This is a genomic window from Micromonospora sp. U21, assembly GCF_018070045.1.
Classification (GTDB): domain Bacteria; phylum Actinomycetota; class Actinomycetes; order Mycobacteriales; family Micromonosporaceae; genus Micromonospora.
Map to the genome: position 1 here is coordinate 337,033 of NZ_JAGPYK010000004.1, position 18,799 is coordinate 355,831.

An 18,799-nucleotide genomic window follows, 5' to 3' on the forward strand; every position below is an offset into this window, starting at 1 on the left:
TGACGTCGGCCAGTTCGGGGGAGGGAGACCAATGGTGGATCAGACGGAGCGGCGGGCGCCGAACCGCGCCGCCACCGTGCGACCGGTGACCCCGCGGCAGCGGGCCGCCCGCGCCGCGCGCAACGGCGGCGAGCCGACGTTGGAGTTCGCCGAGCTGGTGCCGTACGACGCGTACGTGCAGGCGAGCGCCCTGCACCAGTTGCAGCGGCCGCTCAGCGCCGACCCGGGCGAGATGTCCTTCCTGGTGGTCAGCCAGATCATGGAGCTGTACTTCGGACTGACCTGCCACGAACTGCGGGAGACCCAGCGACTGCTGCGCGCCGACCGGATCTGGGACGCGCTGGCCCCGCTGCGCCGCGCCGCGCTGCACCTGGAGGGGCTGAACGCCGCCTGGCAGGGCCTGCGCTGGATGACGCCGGCCGACTTCAACCGGTTCCGCAACCTGCTCGGCGAGGGCTCCGGCTTCCAGTCGGCGATGTACCGGCAGTTGGAGTTCCTGCTCGGGCTCCGCGACCCGGCGCTGATCCGGCCGTTCCGCCGGCAGGCCGAGGTGCACGCCGAGCTCAGCGCCGCGCTGGCCAGCCCGAGCCTCTGGGACGACGTGCTCGCCCTGCTCGCCCGGCACGGCTTCGACCTTCCCGCCGACCTGCTCGACCGGGATGTGGCGGTCGAGCACGACCCGCAGCCGTCGGTCGAGGCGGCCTGGGTACGGATCTACGCCGACGCCGGCCCGGACAACCACCTGCGGCTGCTCGGCGAGGCGCTGAGCGGGGTCGCCGAGGAGTTCGGCGACTGGCGGTGGAACCACGTCAAGGCGGTGCAGCGGACAATGGGCGCCAAGGTCGGCAGCGGCGGCTCCGCCGGACTGGCGTGGTTGCAGCGCAGCATGGCCCGGGTGGTCTTCCCGGAGCTGTGGTCTGCCCGCACCGCGATGTGACCGGAGAGCGAGACACCCCTGTGCACACCCCTGAAGGAGAGGCATACCGCCTCGACGAAGCGGACCCGGGCCACCGGCACCTGTTCCACGTGCCGCCGGCCGACGGCGGCAGCCACCCCGAGTCGGCGTACCTCGCCGGCAACTCGCTCGGCCTGCAGCCCCGGGCCACCCGCGAGGAACTCCTCGCCGACCTGGACGCCTGGCAGCGGCTCGGCGTCGAGGGGCACCTCGAGGCGGAGCGGGCCTGGCTGCCGTACCACGAGTTGTTGACGGCGCCGGCGGCCCGACTGGTCGGCGCCCGGCCCGCCGAGACCGTGGTGATGAACTCGCTCACGGTCAACCTGCACCTGCTGATGGTCAGCTTCTACCGTCCGGCCGGCGCCCGCACCCGCATCGTCATCGAGGACGCCGCGTTCCCCTCGGACAGCTACGCGGTGCGCAGCCAGGCCCGGTTCCACGGCCTGGACCCGGACGACACCGTGGTCCGGCTGCGCCCGCGCCCCGGCGAGGACGCCCTGCGCACCGAGGATGTGACCGGCTACCTGGCCGCCGAGGGCGACCGGGTGGCCCTGGTGCTGCTCGGCGGCGTCAACTACCTGACCGGCGAGCTGCTGGACATCCCGGCGATCACGGCCGCCGGCCGGGCGGCCGGCGCGGTGGTCGGTTGGGACCTGGCGCACGCGGTCGGCAATGTGCCGCTGGCCCTGCACGACTGGGACGTCGACTTCGCCGCCTGGTGCTCCTACAAGTACCTGAACTCCGGGCCCGGCGCGCTGGCGGGCGTCTTCGTGCACGAGCGGCACCTCGGCGACCCCGACCTGCCCCGCTTCGAGGGTTGGTGGAGCACGGCGGCCGCCACCCGGTTCGAGATGACCCCGGTGTCCCGGCCACCGGCCACCGTGGAGGCGTGGCAGATCTCCAACCCGCCGATCTTCGCGATGGGCCCGGTGCGTACCTCGCTGGAGCTGTTCGACGCGGTCGGCATGCCGGCGTTGCGCGCGCGCAGCCTGCGGCTCACCGGCTGGCTGGAGCAACTGCTCGACGAGGTCACCGCCGACCGGCCGCTGCGCGTCATCACCCCGCGCGACCCGGCCCGGCGGGGCTGCCAGCTCTCGGTGCGGATCGGCGCCGGCAGCGCCGCCGAGCTGACCAAGCGCCTGCGGCACGAACACGGCGTGATCGCGGACGCCCGGGAGCCGGATGTCGTCCGGTTCGCCCCGGTGCCGCTCTACTCCACGTACCACGACTGTTGGCGGGCCGCCGCCGCACTCGCCGCGACGGTCGGGCAGGTGTCCTCATGACTGTGCGGCGCGACGAGGTCGCGATCATCGGCGCCGGGCTGGCCGGTTGCCTGGCCGCCTGCTTCCTGGCCCGGCGCGGTTACCCGGTGGCGCTCTACGAGCGCCGGCCGGACCCGCGCACCGGCACGGCGGAGCGGGGCCGCTCCATCAACCTGGCACTCTCCGAGCGGGGGCTGGACGCGCTGCGCCGGATCGGCCTCGACGAGCAGGTGATGACCGGCGCGCTGCCGATGCGCGGCCGGATGATCCACCCGGTCGAGGGGGAGCCGCAGTTCCAGTCGTACAGCGCGGCCGGTGACCGGGCGATCAACTCGATCAGCCGGGGTGCGCTGAACAACGCCCTGCTGGACGCGGCCGCCGCGCTGCCCGGCGTGCGGATCGTCTTCGATCACCGGTTGGTCGGGCTCGACCCGACCGACGGTGGCCTGACCTTCGACACCCCGCGGGGCCCGGTCACCGCCAAGGCGTCGGTGGTGCTGGGAGCCGACGGCGCGGGCTCCGCGGTACGCGCGCAGCTGCTGGCGCACGGGCTGCTGACCGAGAGCGTGGATTTCCTCGACTACGGCTACAAGGAGCTGACCCTGCCGCCGCTGGGCGATGACTTCGCGCTGGAGGAGGACGCGCTGCACATCTGGCCGCGCGGCACCTCGATGATGATCGCGCTGCCCAACCCGGACCGCTCCTTCACCTGCACGCTGTTCTGGCCCAACCAGGGCGCCGGCAGTTTCGCCTCGCTGGACAGCCCGGCCGCGATCGAGCGGCACTTCGCCCAGCACTACCCGGACGTGATCCCGCTGGCGCCGGATCTGGTGGACGACTACCAGCACAACCCGGTCGGCGTGCTCGGCACGGTCCGCTGCACACCCTGGCAGGTCAACGGCACTGTCGGCCTGCTCGGCGACGCGGCGCACGCCATCGTGCCGTTCTACGGCCAGGGCGCCAACTGCGCCTTCGAGGACGTGGTGGAGCTGGACCGCTGTCTCGACGAGTGCGCCGACGACTGGGCGGCGGCGCTGCCACTGTTCCAGCGGCGGCGGCAGGAGAACGCCGAGGCCATCGCGAGGATGGCGTTGACCAACTTCGTGGAGATGCGGGACAAGGTCGCCTCACCGGTGTTCCAGCTCGGCCGGCGGGTGGAGCACGCACTGGAACGGGCGCTGCCCGGCCGGTACGTTTCCCAGTACGAGCTGGTGTCCTTCTCCACCACTCCGTACGCCGAGGTTCGCCGCCGGGTCCGCCGGCAGCACCGGGCGCTCGGCGTGCTCGCCGGTGGCGCCGCGCTGCTGCTGGTCGGCGCGATCGGCGCAGCGCTCAGCCGAAGGAGGCGCGCATGACCGGCAGCTGGGATCCGCGACTGATGACCGGCCGGGCGCCGGCCGGGCCGCCACGGCTGCGCAACTTCGTCGGCGGCGACTTCGTCGACGGCGGGCCGACGTTCACCAAGGTCAGCCCGGTCACCGGTGAGCCGGTCTTCGAGGTCGTCGAGGCGTCGAAGTCCACGGTGGACGACGCGGTGGCCGCCGCTCGGGCCGCGCTGCGCGGGCCGTGGGGCCGGATGGGGGAGCGGGAGCGCGCCGAGGTGCTGCGCCGGGTCGCCGACGAGCTGGAACGCCGCTTCGACGACCTGGTCACCGCCGAGGTGGCCGACACCGGCAAGTCCATCGCCCAGGCCCGCACGCTGGACATCCCCCGGGGCGCGGCGAACTTCCGGGCGTTCGCGGAGATCGTGGCGACCGCGCCCACCGAGTCGTTCACCACGGTCACCCCGACCGGCGGCCGGGCGCTCAACTACGCGGTCCGCAAGCCGGTCGGCGTGGTCGCGGTGATCGTGCCGTGGAACCTGCCGCTGCTGCTGCTCACCTGGAAGGTGGCTCCCGCTCTGGCCTGCGGCAACGCCGTGGTGGTCAAGCCCAGCGAGGAGACGCCGGCCTCGGCGACGCTGCTCGCCGAGGTGATGGCCGCCGCCGGCGTACCGGCCGGGGTGTTCAACCTGGTGCACGGGTTCGGGCCCGACTCGGCCGGCGAGTTCCTCACCCGCCACGCCGGGGTGGACGCGATCACCTTCACCGGCGAGTCGGCCACCGGCGGCGCGATCATGCGGGCCGCCGCCGACGGGGTCAAGGCGGTGAGCTTCGAGCTGGGCGGCAAGAACGCCGGCCTGGTGTTCGCCGACGCCGACCTGGACGCCGCGGTGGCGGGCTCGGTGCGCTCCAGCTTCACCAACGGCGGGCAGGTCTGCCTCTGCACCGAACGCATCTACGTGCAGCGTCCGATCTTCGAGGAGTTCACCGCCCGGCTGGCGAAGCGGGCCGCCGAGCTGGCGTACGGCTGGCCGGCCGACGAGGCCACGGCGACCATGCCGCTGATCTCCCACCAGCACCGGGCCAAGGTGCTCGGCCACTATGAGCTGGCCCGCGCCGAGGGCGCCCAGGTGCTCACCGGCGGCGGCACGCCCACCTTCGGTGACGCCCGCGACGGCGGGTCGTACGTGCAGCCGACGGTGCTCACCGGGCTCGGCGCGGACGCCCGTACCAACCGCGAGGAGATCTTCGGCCCGGTGGTGCACGTCGCGCCGTTCGACACCGAGGACGAGGCGTACGCGCTGGCCAACGGCACGGAGTACGGGCTGGCGGCGACGGTGTGGACCCGGGACGTGGGCCGCGCGCACCGGGCCGGAGCCCGGCTGGACGCCGGCATCGTCTGGGTCAACACCTGGTTCCTGCGCGACCTGCGCACCCCGTTCGGCGGGGTGAAGGCATCCGGCATCGGCCGCGAGGGTGGCGTGCACTCGCTGAACTTCTACTCCGAACTCACCAACGTCTGCGTGGACCTGTCGTGAGCGCGCCGCAGCGAGGAGCGGGCATGAAAGCTGACATCGAGGCCGCGAACCGGGAGCTGGCCGAGGCCCGCACCACCGGCAGGCCGTGCCCACCGCTGCGCGGCCGGCTGCTGGCGGAGGGCGACGTCGAGTCGGCGTACCGCGTGCAGCAGCTCCAGTCGCGGGCCTGGCAGGGCCGCGGCGAGCGCCGGGTCGGCGCGAAGATCGGGCTGACCTCCCGGGCGGTGCAGGAGAGCTTCGGGGTCTTCCAGCCGGACTTCGGCATGCTCACCGACGCGATGGCCGTCGCCGACGGGGCCGAGGTGGCCATCGACCGGCTGCTCCAGCCGCGGGTCGAGGCGGAGATCGCGTTCGTGCTCGGCAAGGACCTGCCGGACCCACGGATCACCACGGTCGACCTGGTCCGTGCCGTCGACCACGTGCTGCCGGCGATCGAGATCGTCGACTCGCGGATCGCCGCCTGGGACATCTCCATCGTGGACACCGTCGCCGACAACGCCTCCAGCGGCCTCTTCGTGCTCGGCACCACGCCGCGCCGGCTCGCCGACGTCGACCTGCGGCTCTGCGGGATGGTGCTGGAGCACGCCGGTGAGCCGGTGTCGGTGGGTGCCGGCGCGGCCTGTCTGGGCAATCCGCTGCACGCCCTGCACTGGCTGGCCGGGACGATGGCCCGTGCGGGTGATCCGCTGCGCGCCGGGGACGTGGTGCTCTCCGGGGCGCTCGGCCCGATGGTGCCGGTCACCCCCGGCGCCGCATACGAGGCGCGGATCTCCGGGCTCGGCTCGGTGCGGACCTGCTTCTCGACGGAGGGCCAGTGAGGGCGAGGAGTGAGTCGGTCTTGCGAGCCCCGCAGTCGCGAACGAAAGGAGGAACAGCCTCATGACGGTCGGCGTGGCGGTGCTCGGTTCCGGCAACATCGGCACCGACCTGATGATCAAGGTGCTGCGGCTCAGCGACAGCCTGCGGATGGTGGCGATGGCCGGCATCGACCCGGCCTCCGACGGCCTGGCCCGGGCCCGCCGGCTCGGCGTGGCCACCACCGCCGAGGGTGTGGACGGGCTGGTCGCGATGCCGGAGTTCGCCGACGTCGAGCTGGTCTTCGACGCCACGTCGGCCGGCGCGCACCGACGCCACGACGAGGTGCTGCGCGCGCACGGCCGCACGGTGGTCGACCTGACCCCCGCCGCGCTCGGCCCGTACGTGGTGCCACCGGTCAACCTGGACGAACACCTGCACGAGCCGAACGTGAACATGGTGACCTGCGGCGGGCAGGCGACCGTGCCGATCGTCGCCGCGGTGCGCCGGGTCACCCCGGTGGCGTACGGGGAGATCGTCGCCTCGATCGCCTCCCGCTCGGCCGGGCCGGGCACCCGGGCCAACATCGACGAGTTCACCGAGACCACGGCGCGGGCCATCGAGGTGGTCGGCGGCGCCGAACAGGGCAAGGCGATCATCGTGCTGAACCCGGCGGACCCGCCGCTGCTGATGCGCGACACCGTCTACTGCCTCTGCCCGGACGCCGACGCCGACACCGCCGCCATCGCCGCCTCGGTGGCGGACATGGTGGCGACGGTGCAGGAGTACGTCCCCGGCTACCGACTCAAGCAGGACGTGCAGTTCGACCGGGTCGAGGCGTACCTGCCGACGCTCGGGCGGCAGCTCACCGCGTTGCAGGTGTCGGTCTTCCTGGAGGTCTCCGGTGCCGGGCACTACCTGCCGGCGTACGCCGGCAACCTGGACATCATGACCTCCGCCGCGCTGCGCACCGCGGAGCGGCTGGTCGCGCTGCGTGAGGTGATCGCCCGATGACGGATCTGTACATCCAGGACGTGACGCTGCGCGACGGCATGCACGCCATCGCCCACCGGTACACCGTCGAGCAGGTGCGCACCATCGCCGCGGCGCTGGACGCCGCCGGGGTGGCCGCGATCGAGGTGGCGCACGGCGACGGGCTCGCCGGCTCCAGCGTCAACTACGGCCACGGCGCGGCCAGCGACGCCGAGTGGATCTCGGCTGCCGCCGAGGTGCTGACCACGGCGAAGCTGACCACCCTGCTGCTGCCGGGCATCGGCACCATCGCCGACCTGAAGGCGGCGAAGGCGCTCGGGGTGACCAGCGTCCGCATCGCCACCCACTGCACCGAGGCCGACATCTCCGCCCAGCACATCTCCTGGGCACGGGAGAACGGCATGGACGTGGCCGGGTTCCTGATGATGTCGCACATGAACGACCCGGCCGGGCTGGCCGGGCAGGCCAAGCTGATGGAGTCGTACGGGGCGCACTGCGTCTACGTCACCGACTCCGGTGGCCGGCTGCTGATGTCCGACGTGGCGCAGCGGGTCGACGCGTACCGGCAGGTGCTGGAGCCGGAGACGCAGATCGGCATCCACGCCCACCACAACCTGTCCCTCGGGGTGGCCAACAGCGTGCTCGCCGTCGAGCACGGCCGGATCACCGGGTCCGCCCCGGCCGGCGCCGACGCGGCGCACGGCCGGACCGTGCGGGTGGACGCCTCGCTGGCCGGGATGGGCGCCGGCGCCGGCAACGCACCGCTGGAGGTCTTCGTCGCCGTCGCCGAGCTGCACGGCTGGCGGCACGGCTGCGACGTGTTCGCGCTGATGGACGCCGCCGACGACCTGGTCCGTCCGCTCCAGGACCGGCCGGTCCAGGTGGACCGGGAGACGCTCTCCCTCGGGTACGCCGGGGTCTACTCCAGCTTCCTGCGGCATGCCGAACGGGCCTCGGCGAAGTACGGCGTCGACGTCCGGTCGATCCTGGTCGAGCTGGGTCGGCGCCGGATGGTCGGCGGCCAGGAGGACATGATCGTGGACGTGGCGCTGGATCTGGTGGGTCAGCGTGAGCAGGAGGTCGCACCATGATCGGCGTGGACACCGTTGGCGTCGCGGCGAAGCTGGGCACGGCGGCGGACACCGCCACCGCCATTCCGCAGCTCGCCGCCGAGGTGGGGCTGGACGTGCCGACCGCGTACGGCGTGCAGGCGGCGCTGGTGCAGCGCCGGCTGGACCGGGGCGAGCGGCTGGTCGGGCTGAAGATGGGCCTGACCAGCAAGGCGAAGATGGCCCAGGTCGGCGTGGACGAGGTGATCTGGGGGCGGCTCACCGACGCGATGCGGGTGCCCGACGGCGGCGCCGTCGACCCGGCCGCGTACATCCACCCGCGGGTCGAGCCGGAGGTGGCGTTCCTGCTGGACCGGCTGCCCGAGCCGGGCGAGCCGGTCGGCGACTTCGCCTCGGCGGTCCGCGCGGTCGCCCCGGCGATCGAGCTCATCGACTCCCGGTACGCCGACTTCCGGTTCTCCCTGCCGGACGTGATCGCCGACAACACCTCGGCCGCCGCGTTCGTGATCGGGCCGTGGTCGCCGGTGCCGACCGGGCTGGACAACCTCGGCGTGTTGCTGGAGGTCGACGGGCGGGTGGTTCAGGTCGGCTCGACGGCGGCGATCCTCGGCGATCCGCGCCGGGCGCTCGACGAGGGCATCCGGCTGGCCGGCCGGCACGGCGTACGCCTGCAGTCCGGGTGGGTCTTCCTGGCCGGCGCCGCCACGGCGGCCGTCCCGCTCCGTCCTGGCGTCCATGTCCGCGCGGTCGTGGAGAAGCTCGGCGCGGCGTCGCTGCGGGCTTCCTCATGACCGCGCGGGTCGTGGCCGGAAAGGCCACGCCGCGGGGTGCGTTTCCACACGTCAAGGTCGCGGCCGGGTTCGTCTTCGTCTCCGGTACGTCGTCGCGGCGGGCGGACAACTCGTTCGCCGGTGTCGAGGTGGACGAGTTCGGGACGACGAACCTCGACGTCCGGGCGCAGACGCGGGCGGTCATCGAGAACGTCCGGGATCTGCTGCGCTCGGTCGGCGCCGACCTGGCCGACCTCGTCCAGGTGACGTCGTACCTGGTCAACATGAACGACTTCGGTGGTTACAACGAGGTGTGGGCCGAGTTCTTCGACGCGTCCGGGCCGACCCGTACGACGGTGGCGGTGCACCAGCTGCCGCACCCGCACCTGCTCATCGAGATTCAGGCCGTGGCCCTTCTTCCCTCGGGAGGTCAGTCGTGAGTGAGATCGCCGAGCCGTTCAGTTTTCCGGGTTGGATCGCGGAGAACCAGCACCTGTTGAAGCCGCCGGTCGGCAACAGGGAGATGTTCCCGGGCGGGGACGACTTCATCGTCATGGTGGTGGGCGGGCCCAACCAGCGCACCGACTTCCATGTGGACCCGTACGAGGAGTTCTTCTACCAGGTCAAGGGCAACATGCACATCAACCTGATGACCCCCGAGGGGCCGCGTACGGTGCACGTGCGTGAGGGCCAGATGTGGATGCTCCCGCGGAACACCCCGCACTCGCCACAGCGGCCGGAGGCCGGTTCGATCGGTGTCGTGGTCGAGCGGGTCCGCGAGGAGGGCACGCTGGAGACGTTCCAGTGGTATTGCCCGGAGTGCGGGCACAAGGTGCACGAGGTCGAGTTGCAGGTCCGGGACATCGCCGCCGACCTGCCGCCGGTGTTCCAGGCGTTCTACGCCGATGAGGCCGCGCGCACCTGCGCCAACTGCGGCACGCTGCACCCGGGCAAGGGCTGATGCCCGCAGGCGTGGTCGACGTGCACACGCACGTCGTACCGAAGGGATGGCCGGACCTCGGTGCCGCGTGCGGCGGGTCCGGCTGGCCCTGGCTGCGGGTCGACTCCGAGCGGGCCGCGATGATCATGGTGGGGGAGTCGGAGTTCCGCCCGGTCGGCGCCGAGTGCTGGGACGCGGCGAGCCGACTGGCCGACATGGACGCGGACGGCGTGGACGTGCAGGTCGTCTCACCGACGCCGGTCTTCTTCAGCTACGACCGCCCGGCCGACCAGGCGGTGAAGGTCGCCCGGATCTTCAACGACCTGACCCTGGAGGTCACCGCGGGCGGCGGCGACCGGCTGGTGCCGTTCTGCCAGGTGCCGTTGCAGGACCCGGACGCCGCCTGCGCCGAACTGGACCGCTGCCTGGCCGCCGGGCACGTCGGCGTGGAGATCGGCAACCACGTCGGCGACCGGGACCTGGACGACGCCGGCGTGGTCACCTTCCTCCAGCACTGCGCCGAGGTGGGCGCGCCGGTCTTCGTCCATCCGTGGGACATGCCGGGCGGTCCCCGGCTGGACCGGTGGATGGCCCGCTGGCTCACCGGGATGCCCGCCGAGACGCACCTGTCGGTGCTGGCCATGATCCTGGGCGGTGTCTTCGACCGGGTGCCGGAGACGTTGCGGATCTGCTTCGCGCACGGCGGCGGCAGCTTCCCGTTCTGGCTCGGCCGTGCCGACAACGCCTGGCACCGCCGTGGCGACCTGGTCCGTGGCGCGTCGGCAGCTCCGCCCAGCAGCTACGTCGACCGGTTCAGCGTCGACTCGGTGGTCTTCGCGCCGCCCGCGCTGCGCCTGCTGGTCGACACCATGGGGGAGGACCGGGTGCTGGTCGGCAGCGACTACCCGTACCCGTTGGGCGAGCGGCCGGCCGGCGCGGTGGTCCGCGCGGCCGACTTCCTCAGCGCCGACCAGCGCGACAAGCTCTTCGCGACCAACGCTCTGCGCTTCCTGCACGGCTGAGCCCTCCGAGCACGGTGGCGGCCTTCCCAACCACCTCGACAGCCTTTGCTCTGCTTCACTCCACGCAACAGCGACTGTCCGGATATCGGACGTTCCCTGTTGCGTGCGTTGAAGCAGAGCAAAGGCTGTGTCGGGACTGCCGGTGGTCCGGCCGAAGCGGCGGAGCAATCGAGGGTGAACCGCAGGCGCGGCGGCGAGGCCGTCACCGAGGCCGCGGCGAGAGGGCGGCCGGCAGCGGCCGGTTGCTGATCGTCGGCGCGTGACGAGTGCACCGGGGGCCGGCGGCCGGCAGGATGACGGCATGGCCGACATGCACGACCTGACCGCGTTGGAGCAGGCCGCCGCGGTAGCCCGCGGCGAGCTGTCCAGCGGGGACCTGGTCGAGCACCACCTGCGCCGGGTGGCGGCGATCGGCGACACCGTGGGCGCGTTCGTCACGGTCACTCCGGAGCTGGCCCGGGAGGCCGCCCGCGCGGCCGACCTCGTGCCCGCCGAGGCGCGCGGCCCGCTGCACGGCGTACCGACCGCGATCAAGGACCTCACCCTCACCGCCGGGGTCCGCACCACCTTCGGGTCGGCTGCCTTCGTCGACTTCGTCCCGCCCGTCGACGCCGACGTGGTCCGGTTCATCAAGGCCGCCGGCCTGGTGAGCCTGGGCAAGACGACCACCTCCGAGCTGGGCTGCTCGCTCTACTCGGAGGGCCGGGTCGCGCCACCGGCCCGCAATCCGTGGCAGCTCGCGTACACCGCCGGCGGGTCTAGCGGCGGCGCGGCGGCGGCGGTGGCGGCCGGTCTGATCCCGGTCGCCCAGGGCTCCGACGGCGGCGGCTCGCTGCGCATCCCGGCGTCGCTCTGCGGCCTGGTCGGCTACAAGCCCAGCCGTGGCCTGGTCTCCGGCGGGCCGCTCGGCTCCGGCGCGTTCGGCCTGCCCACCAGCGGGCCGCTCGGACGGACCGTCACCGACGTCGCCGCGCTGCTCGACGTCATGGCCGTGCCGGTGCCCGGTGAGCCCTACCTGCCGCCAGCCGCGCCGCCCGGCGGTTACCTGGCGGCCGCCCGCCGGGCCGAGCCCGGCCGGCTGCGGATCGGCCGGTTCACCACCCCGATGCTCGCCGACGAGCCGGTGCACCCCGACTGCGTGGCCGCCGTGGACCGGGCGGCCGCGCTGCTCACCGCCGCCGGCCACGAGGTGGTCGAGGTGCCGGCGCCGCTCGGGCCGGAGGCGTGGCCGCTGTTCGAAGTCATCTGGTACGTGCTGGCGCTGGCCCCGGTGCCGCCGCAGCGGGAGTCGGAGCTGCTGCCTCTGACCCGACTGCTGCGGGCCCGGGGTGCCGAGGTCTCCGCCGGCACCCTGGCCGCCACCCTCGGCGAGTTGCAGGCCCAGGTCCGCCTGGGCACCCACCGTACCGCCGGCGTTGACCTGCTGCTCTGTCCCACTCTGGCCGCACCGCAGGCACCCGTCGGCTGGTTCACCGCGGACGGTGACCCGGCCGCCGATTTCGACCGGCAACGCCGGTTTTCGCCCTACTGCGCCATCTTCAACGTCACCGGCGATCCCTCGGTGTCCCTGCCGCTGGGCACGACCACCGACGGGCTGCCCGTCGGGGTGCTGCTCACCGGTCGGTACGGCGACGACGCCCGGCTCATCGCGGCCGCTGCGCAACTGGAAAGCTGGAGTGACGGATGGGATCGGCACCCCGCAATCTGGCGGGCCGTCGACTCCGCTAACGTGAATGGCGACGGAGTCGGCCGGTCGCCATCATGATCGTTCAACCGACCCGGTTGTTCGAGGTCCTTCTTCCGCCTGGGGGCGTTGGGATTGTCTGTTACCGAGACGTTGCTGGTCTTCGTCGGCATCCCGGTGGCCGCGGTGCTGGTGATCGCCGGCCTGGCGTACGCCGGTAGCCGCGCCGGTGGTACCGCCGGCGGTGGTGGTGGCTCCAAGCGCTACCGGCCCGGCCGGCCCTTCGACTTCACTCCGGTCTGGTTCCTGGGCCGCCCGGAGCAGCTGGCCGACTCGGCCGGCACCGCGCTGGCGGCGGGCGCGCAGGCGCCCGCGCTGACCAGCCACAAGCTTGAGCAGGCCAGCGTTGAGGCGCCGGCCGGTGGAACCGGAGGCGCAAGTGACCGTTGGTGAGGAGCAGGCCAGGACGGATAATCCGCCCGAGGTGCTGGACGGGCCGTTCTCGACCCGCCAGTTGCTGCGCATCGACGAGGCGCTGCGCCTGGCCGACCAGGGCACCGGCCTCGTCTTCTCGGTCTTCGTCGGCGGCCTCGACGAGCCGGTCCGCGAGCACGCCCAGCGGCTGCACCGCCAGCTCGCCAACCCCGACAGATCGGTGCTGATCGCGGTGTCGCCCAACCAGCGGCAGCTGGAAATCGTCACCGGACGGCACGCCCGCAAGCGCATCCCCGACACGTACGCCAAGCTGGCCGCGCTCTCCATGGTGGGAGCGTTCAGCGGGGGCGACCTGGCCGGCGGCATCATCAACGGCCTCGACCAGCTCGCCAGCCACGCCGGCAAGGGCTGAGCGCCACTCGTACGACGAAGCCCGGCTCGCTGAACAGCGGGCCGGGCTTCGGTCTGTGCGGGCTGGGTCAGCGCGTCGAGGCGCTCTGGGCGTCCTTCGCACGGGCCTTGAGCGCCCGCACGACGCCGTCGCGGCCCTCGGCGACCAGCCGGCGCAGCGGGGCGGGATGCCCGTCGCCGGCCAGCCACGCGTCGGTGGCCGCCACCGTGTCGTCCTCCACCAGGTAGGTCGGGTACGCCAGCTGGGCGAACTCCTGCGCCGGCTCGCTGTCCCGGGTGGCCCACACCTGGCCGACCGCCTCGAAGTACCGCTCCCGGTACGGGGCGACCAGCTCCACCTGCGCCGGGTGGGCGAAGCCCTGCAACAGCGCCCGGTGCCGCCAGTTGGGCAGCGCGTCCGGGCCGGTCAGCAACGCCCACACCGCGGTCTTGTTCTCCGCGGTCGGCACCAGCGCGTGCGCGTACGCGGCCTCCCGCTCGCCGCTGGCGGTGCGGTCACCGGCCAGCTCCGCCTCGATCTCGGCCGGGCCGGCCGCGCCGTTGGCCACCAGCGCGCCGAGCACCGTCCACCGCAGCTCGGTGTCCACGGTCAGCCCGGCCGGCACGCCGGAGCCGTCCAGCCAACCGCGCAGGGTGGCCAGGTCCTCCTCGGAGCGGGCCGCCGAGGCGTACGCCCGGGCCCAGGCCAGCTGGAACCCGCTGCCCGACTCGGCCGCCGCGAGCGCGTCCCTCGCCGTGCGGGCCAGATCGGCCCAGCCAGTCGACGCCCAGGCGGGGTCGGCGTACAGGGTGAGCGTGGTGGTGGCCTGCCGCAGGGTGGCGGTGACCAGGTTGATGTCGGTCTCGGCGGGCAGCCCGCTGACCACCAGCGCCACGTAGTCGCGGGCCGCCAGCTCGGCGTCCCGGGTCATGTCCCACGCCGCGGTCCAGCACAGCGCCCGGGCCAGCGACGACTCGAAGCCACCGATGTGCTGCACCACCGTGGCCATCGACCGGTCGTCGAGTCGCAGCTTGGTGTAGCTCAGGTCGTCGTCGTTGAGGAGCAGCACGTCGGCCGCGCGGACGCCGCGCAGCTCGGCGAGGTCGGTCCGCTCACCCGTCACGTCCACCTCGTGCCGCTCGCGGCGGACCAGCCGCCCGTCGGTCAGGTCGTACAGGCCCACGCCGATCCGGTGCGTCCGCAGCGTCGGGAACGCGGCCGGCGCCTCCTGCCGGACCACGACCTGCTGGTACGTGCCGTCCGCGCCGATCGTCACCTCCGGCCGCAGCGTGTTGACCTGCGCGGTCTCCAGCCACTGCGCGGCGAACTTGCGCAGCTCCCGGCCCGAGGCCGCCTCCAGCTCGGTGAGCAGGTCATCGAAGGTGGCATTGCCCCAGGCGTGCTTGCCGAAGTACGCCCGCAGCCCGGCCACGAACGGCTCCTCACCCACGTACGCGACGAGCTGCTTGAGCACGCTCGCGCCCTTGGCGTAGGTGATGCCGTCGAAGTTGACCTCCACGGCCTCCATGTCCGGCATCTCCGTGTAGACCGGGTGGGTGGAGGAGAGCTGGTCCTGCCGGTAGCCCCAGTTCTTCCGAATGGACAGGAAGGTCGTCCACGCCTCGGTGAACCGGGTGGCGTTGGTGTTGCACCAGTGGCTGGCCCACTCGGCGAACGACTCGTTCAGCCACAGGTCGTTCCACCAGCGCATGGTGACCAGGTCACCGAACCACATGTGGGCCATCTCGTGCAGGATCGTGTTGGCGCGCTGCTCGTACTCGAAGTCGGTGACCTGCGAGCGGAACAGGTAGTGCGACTCGGCGTGCGTCACGCAGCCGAAGTTCTCCATCGCGCCGGCGTTGAAGTCGGGCACCCAGAGCTGGTCGTACTTCGGCAGCGGGTACCGCACCCCGAACTTCTCGTGGAAGAAGTCGAAGCCCTGCTTGGTGATCAGGAACAGGTCGTCCGAGTCGAGATAGGGCGCCATCGACGCCCGGCAGAAGGCACCCAGGTCGATGCCGTCGTGGGTGTCGCGCACCTCGTGGTACGGCCCGGCGCAGAGCGCCGTGATGTAGGTGCTCATCCGGGGCGACTCGGTGAAGTGGAGGGTCTTGAGCCCCTCACCTGCCGGCTCCTCACGCTGCACCGGCATGTTGGACACCACCCGCCAGTGCGCCGGCACGGTGGCGTGCCAGGTGTACACGCTCTTCAGGTCCGGCTGGTCGAAGCAGGCGAAGACCCGCTGCGCGTCGGCCGTCTCGAACTGGCTGTAGAGGTACGTCTCGCCGTCCACCGGGTCGACCGTGCGGTGCAGCCCCTGACCGCTGTTGGAGTAGCCGAAGTCGGCCTCGACCACCAGAACGTTCTCGCTGTCCAGCCCGGACAGGGTCAGGCCCTTCTCGGCCGACCAGTCGGACAGGTCGACCGGAGCGCCGTTCAACGTGGCGGAACGCACCGCATCGGCGGCCACCTCGATGAACGTGCTCGCGCCCGGCTCGGCGCAGCGGAATCGGACCTCGGTCGTCGACCGGAACGTGCGGCCGTCGGCCGCCAGCACGGCGGTCGACAGGTCCAGACTGATGTCGTACCCCGTCACGTCGAGCAGGCGGGCCCGCTCGGTCGCCTCGACCTGCGTCAGGTTGCGCACTCCCGGCACTGTTCGTCTCCATCCCACATCTCGCCGTACGCCCGGCGGCGCCCGTTTGCCGACCGCTCGTGGCGGCCGGTCCGGAACCGAGTCTTCCACGTACCGGTAGCCGGCGGTGGCCGAGGTCACGCTCTGATTCGGGTGCCGGCCGGCACGGGCCGGGGTGAAGATTCGTGGAGGCGCCGGATCGCCGGCGCCACCTGTCGCGAAGGGACCTCACCGTGACCGAACGTGTCGCCGTGGACATGTGGTTCGACCCGGCCTGCCCGTGGGCGTGGATCACCTCGCGCTGGCTGCTCGAGGTCGAGCAGGTCCGTGACGTGGACACCCGCTTCCACGTGATGAGCCTGGCCGTGCTCAACGAGGGCCGGGACGAGCTGCCCGAGGATTACAAGGCGTTCCTGAGTACCGCCTGGGGCCCGGTGCGGCTCTGTATCGCCGCCGAGCAGCGGTACGGCGGCGATGTCCTCCGCAAGCTCTACACCGCGCTCGGCACCCGGATCCACCTCGGCAAGGAGGAGCGGGGTCGGGAGCTCTACGTCGCCGCGCTGGCTGACGCCGACCTGGACCCGGCGCTGGCCGAGGCCGCCGACAGCACGGACTTCGACGAGGCGCTGCGAGCCAGCCACGAGGCCGGTATGCGGCCGGTCGGGCAGGACGTCGGCACCCCGGTGATCCACGCACCCGGCCCGGACGGCGGCCAGGTCGCGTTCTTCGGCCCGGTGATCACGCCGGCGCCGAAGGGGGAGGCTGCCGGCCGGCTCTGGGACGGCGTACTGCTGGTCGCCGGCACCCCGGGCTTCTACGAGCTCAAGCGCACCCGCGAGCAGGGCCCGATCTTCGACTGATCCACGACCACCACGCGCCCCCGTTCCGGACACCGTCGGCTGCCCGGGCGGGGGTGCGTCGTGTCGGACGCCGGGTGCGCCGCCGGGGGGCGGGAACGGTTACGGCGTCACCGGTGGGCGGGCGGCGTCGTTTCCCTCGGTGTCCGCCGCAGCGACCCGCAGGGCCGCACCCCGCAGCTTGTGGAGGCAATCCCGATGGCCAAGCACCGTGCGTCCGGTGACGATCAGCTGACCCGGCAGGGGGTGATCGAGACTCCTGGCGCGGCCTACTGGTCGGTCGACGACTCCCGCTGGCCGGCGGTCCGTCCCGACCTTCCCGCCCACCTGGTGGACCTGCTGGCCCCGCCCATCGTGGTCGGCGTGGCCCGGGTCCCGGTCACCTCCCGCCTGACCCCGCCCGCCGGCATCGCGACGGCCGACCTTCCGGCACCGCTCGCGGTTCCCGCGCCGGCCATCCAGCCGGTTCCCGTACCGCCCGCGCCGGCCGTGCCGCCGCCGATCACGCCGGTCGCGTCCGTCGCACCGGTCGAGCTCGTCGCACCGGTCGCGCCGTCGGCGGCCGCGCCGGCCGAACCCGCGCCGCCTCCGCCGGCGCCCGCCGCCCCGCGCCCGGTACCGACGCCGCCGCCGAACCCGCGACCCGTCCCGGCGCCGCCGCACGAGCCGCGTCCCGTGCCGGGGCCGCCCGCGGCGCCCCGCCGCAACGCGACCACCGGACCCGCCGCGACCGGCCGCACGGCGGGGCAACGGCGGACCCGCGGCAGCCGGCCGGCACCGCCGGGGCACATCCGGCCGCGCCGGCTGACCCCGCCCCGGCCCGGCGCTTTCATCTGGTGGACGCCGCGCGGGTCCCCGCTACCGGCGACGCCGTCGCCGGTAGCGTCAGCGGGCATGACGGTCGTACATCCGATCGCCCGGGCCTGGATCACCACCGGCGGCACCGGCGCGCAGAACTACGACGAGTTCGCCGACGACGCGGAGATCACCGCGATCATCGAGGCGAACCCGCACAGTGCCCTCGGCATCGAGATGCCGCACCGGGCGCCGGAGAGCCAGGGGAAGTCCTTCCTCGACGCGCTGCCGGACGCGGTGGCCCGGCTCGCCGAGGCGAAGGCGGACGGCAGCTACACCCCCGCCGAGCAGGTGGTGGTGCTCTACCGGATCAGCGCTCCGGGCGACGAGCCGGCGTACGGGCTGTTCGCGATGGTGGACACCGACCAGATCTCCACCCGGGCCGACGAGCCCGGCCTGGTCATCCGCAACGAGGACGTCTTCATCGCCAAGGTGCGTGAGCGGGTGGCGCTGGCCGAGTCGCTCGGTCACCTGCTCTCGCCCGTACTCCTGCTCCAGACCGGGCGCGGCGACGAGCTGCACGCCGCGCTCGCGGCGGCGACCGAGGCGGCCGGCGCGCCCGCTGCCACGGACACCGACCAGGCGGGGCGCACGCACGCCATCTGGCTGCTCGGCCCTGGCCCCGAGCAGGACGAGCTGACCGGCCTCGCCGGCGGCGGGGATCTGGTCGTCGCCGACGGCAACCACCGCAGCCTGGCCGCCCAGACCGGCGGGCTGTCGCGCTTCCTGGCCGTGGTGACCACGCCCGACTCGGTGGCCATCCAGCCGTACAACCGGCTGGTCAGCGAGCTGACCACCACGCCGGACGAGCTGCTGGACCGGCTGGGCACGGCGGGCGCCGAGGTCGAGCCGATCGACGGCCCGGTCGAGGTCCCGGCGGCCGGCGGCACCGTCCACCTCCGGCTCCCCGACCACGGGTACGCGGTGCGCCTGCCCGGCGCCGCCGACGACCGTCTGGAGAACCTGGACCACGCCCTGGTCGAGCGGCTGCTGCTGCGCGACGCGCTGGGCCTGGACCCGGGTGACAAGCGGATCACCTATGTGGGTGGGGACTACCCGGCGAGCTGGCTCACCGAGGAGGTCGACGCCGGGCGGGCCGAGCTGGCGATCCTGATCGCGCCGGTGACCGTCGCGGACTTCGTCGCGGTGAACCTCGCCCGCGAGAAGATGCCGCGAAAGAGCACCTGGTTCACCCCGAAGGCGCGTGGCGGCCTGGTGGTCGCCGAACTGCCCCGCTGAGCGACCGGCCGCACGGCCGTGTGACGAACGCGGCTC

17 protein-coding genes are annotated in these 18,799 nt (G+C 73.0%); 16 read left to right on the plus strand and 1 reads right to left on the minus strand.

Annotation, left to right across the window (positions count from 1 at the left end; all coding sequences use genetic code 11):
- Positions 1 to 34 precede the first annotated feature (34 nt).
- From KBX63_RS07935 to KBX63_RS08000, 14 genes are all read left to right on the plus strand, one after another.
- Positions 35 to 937 carry a tryptophan 2,3-dioxygenase gene (locus KBX63_RS07935; RefSeq protein ID WP_210910058.1) on the plus strand — a complete coding sequence of 301 codons (903 nt, stop codon included), beginning with the start codon at positions 35 to 37 and terminating at the stop codon, positions 935 to 937.
- Complete coding sequence (gene kynU, locus KBX63_RS07940; protein ID WP_374102197.1) at positions 913 to 2,238, plus strand: kynureninase; 1,326 nt, start codon at positions 913 to 915, stop codon at positions 2,236 to 2,238. The genes KBX63_RS07935 and kynU overlap by 25 nt, the downstream gene beginning before the upstream one ends.
- Positions 2,235 to 3,572, plus strand: a complete 1,338-nt coding sequence (locus tag KBX63_RS07945) for an NAD(P)/FAD-dependent oxidoreductase (protein ID WP_210910062.1) — start codon at positions 2,235 to 2,237, stop codon at positions 3,570 to 3,572. Before kynU ends, KBX63_RS07945 begins: the two co-directional genes overlap by 4 nt.
- 23 nt (positions 3,573 to 3,595) lie before the next feature.
- Entirely contained in the window at positions 3,596 to 5,077 is a 1,482-nt protein-coding gene (locus tag KBX63_RS07950; protein WP_210910209.1) for a 2-hydroxymuconic semialdehyde dehydrogenase, read from the plus strand.
- A gap of 23 nt (positions 5,078 to 5,100) precedes the next feature.
- On the plus strand, positions 5,101 to 5,895 hold the full coding sequence (locus tag KBX63_RS07955; protein ID WP_210910069.1) for a 2-keto-4-pentenoate hydratase: 795 nt from the start codon (positions 5,101 to 5,103) through the stop codon (positions 5,893 to 5,895).
- A 61-nt stretch (positions 5,896 to 5,956) separates the two neighbouring features.
- Positions 5,957 to 6,886 carry an acetaldehyde dehydrogenase (acetylating) gene (locus tag KBX63_RS07960; RefSeq protein WP_210910077.1) on the plus strand — a complete coding sequence of 310 codons (930 nt, stop codon included), beginning with the start codon at positions 5,957 to 5,959 and terminating at the stop codon, positions 6,884 to 6,886.
- Positions 6,883 to 7,956, plus strand: coding sequence for a 4-hydroxy-2-oxovalerate aldolase (dmpG, locus tag KBX63_RS07965; RefSeq protein ID WP_210910084.1), 1,074 nt, complete (start codon positions 6,883 to 6,885; stop codon positions 7,954 to 7,956). Before KBX63_RS07960 ends, dmpG begins: the two co-directional genes overlap by 4 nt.
- Complete coding sequence (locus KBX63_RS07970; RefSeq protein ID WP_210910086.1) at positions 7,953 to 8,726, plus strand: 2-keto-4-pentenoate hydratase; 774 nt, start codon at positions 7,953 to 7,955, stop codon at positions 8,724 to 8,726. Before dmpG ends, KBX63_RS07970 begins: the two co-directional genes overlap by 4 nt.
- A complete protein-coding gene (locus KBX63_RS07975) occupies positions 8,723 to 9,145 on the plus strand; it encodes a RidA family protein (protein ID WP_210910088.1) in 423 nt (140 codons plus the stop codon). Before KBX63_RS07970 ends, KBX63_RS07975 begins: the two co-directional genes overlap by 4 nt.
- A complete protein-coding gene (locus KBX63_RS07980) occupies positions 9,142 to 9,666 on the plus strand; it encodes a 3-hydroxyanthranilate 3,4-dioxygenase (RefSeq protein WP_210910090.1) in 525 nt (174 codons plus the stop codon). Before KBX63_RS07975 ends, KBX63_RS07980 begins: the two co-directional genes overlap by 4 nt.
- Complete coding sequence (locus KBX63_RS07985) at positions 9,666 to 10,667, plus strand: amidohydrolase family protein (RefSeq protein WP_210910092.1); 1,002 nt, start codon at positions 9,666 to 9,668, stop codon at positions 10,665 to 10,667. Before KBX63_RS07980 ends, KBX63_RS07985 begins: the two co-directional genes overlap by 1 nt.
- A 301-nt stretch (positions 10,668 to 10,968) precedes the next feature.
- The gene (locus KBX63_RS07990) at positions 10,969 to 12,432 is read left to right on the plus strand and encodes an amidase (protein WP_210910094.1); all 1,464 of its coding nucleotides are present in this window, start codon (positions 10,969 to 10,971) and stop codon (positions 12,430 to 12,432) included.
- A gap of 72 nt (positions 12,433 to 12,504) precedes the next feature.
- Entirely contained in the window at positions 12,505 to 12,804 is a 300-nt protein-coding gene (locus KBX63_RS07995; protein ID WP_210910210.1) for a hypothetical protein, read from the plus strand.
- Complete coding sequence (locus KBX63_RS08000; RefSeq protein ID WP_210910096.1) at positions 12,791 to 13,198, plus strand: DUF5130 family protein; 408 nt, start codon at positions 12,791 to 12,793, stop codon at positions 13,196 to 13,198. The genes KBX63_RS07995 and KBX63_RS08000 overlap by 14 nt, the downstream gene beginning before the upstream one ends.
- 67 nt (positions 13,199 to 13,265) lie before the next feature.
- Here KBX63_RS08000 and pepN read toward each other — a convergent pair whose 3' ends face one another.
- Positions 13,266 to 15,824, minus strand: a complete 2,559-nt coding sequence (gene pepN / locus KBX63_RS08005; protein WP_210910098.1) for an aminopeptidase N — start codon at positions 15,822 to 15,824, stop codon at positions 13,266 to 13,268.
- A gap of 221 nt (positions 15,825 to 16,045) precedes the next feature.
- Between pepN and KBX63_RS08010 the strand changes: the two genes are divergently transcribed.
- Entirely contained in the window at positions 16,046 to 16,672 is a 627-nt protein-coding gene (locus tag KBX63_RS08010) for a disulfide bond formation protein DsbA (RefSeq protein ID WP_210910100.1), read from the plus strand.
- An 891-nt stretch (positions 16,673 to 17,563) separates the two neighbouring features.
- Positions 17,564 to 18,763, plus strand: a complete 1,200-nt coding sequence (locus KBX63_RS08015) for a DUF1015 family protein (protein WP_210910212.1) — start codon at positions 17,564 to 17,566, stop codon at positions 18,761 to 18,763.
- The last annotated feature ends 36 nt before the right edge of the window (positions 18,764 to 18,799 follow it).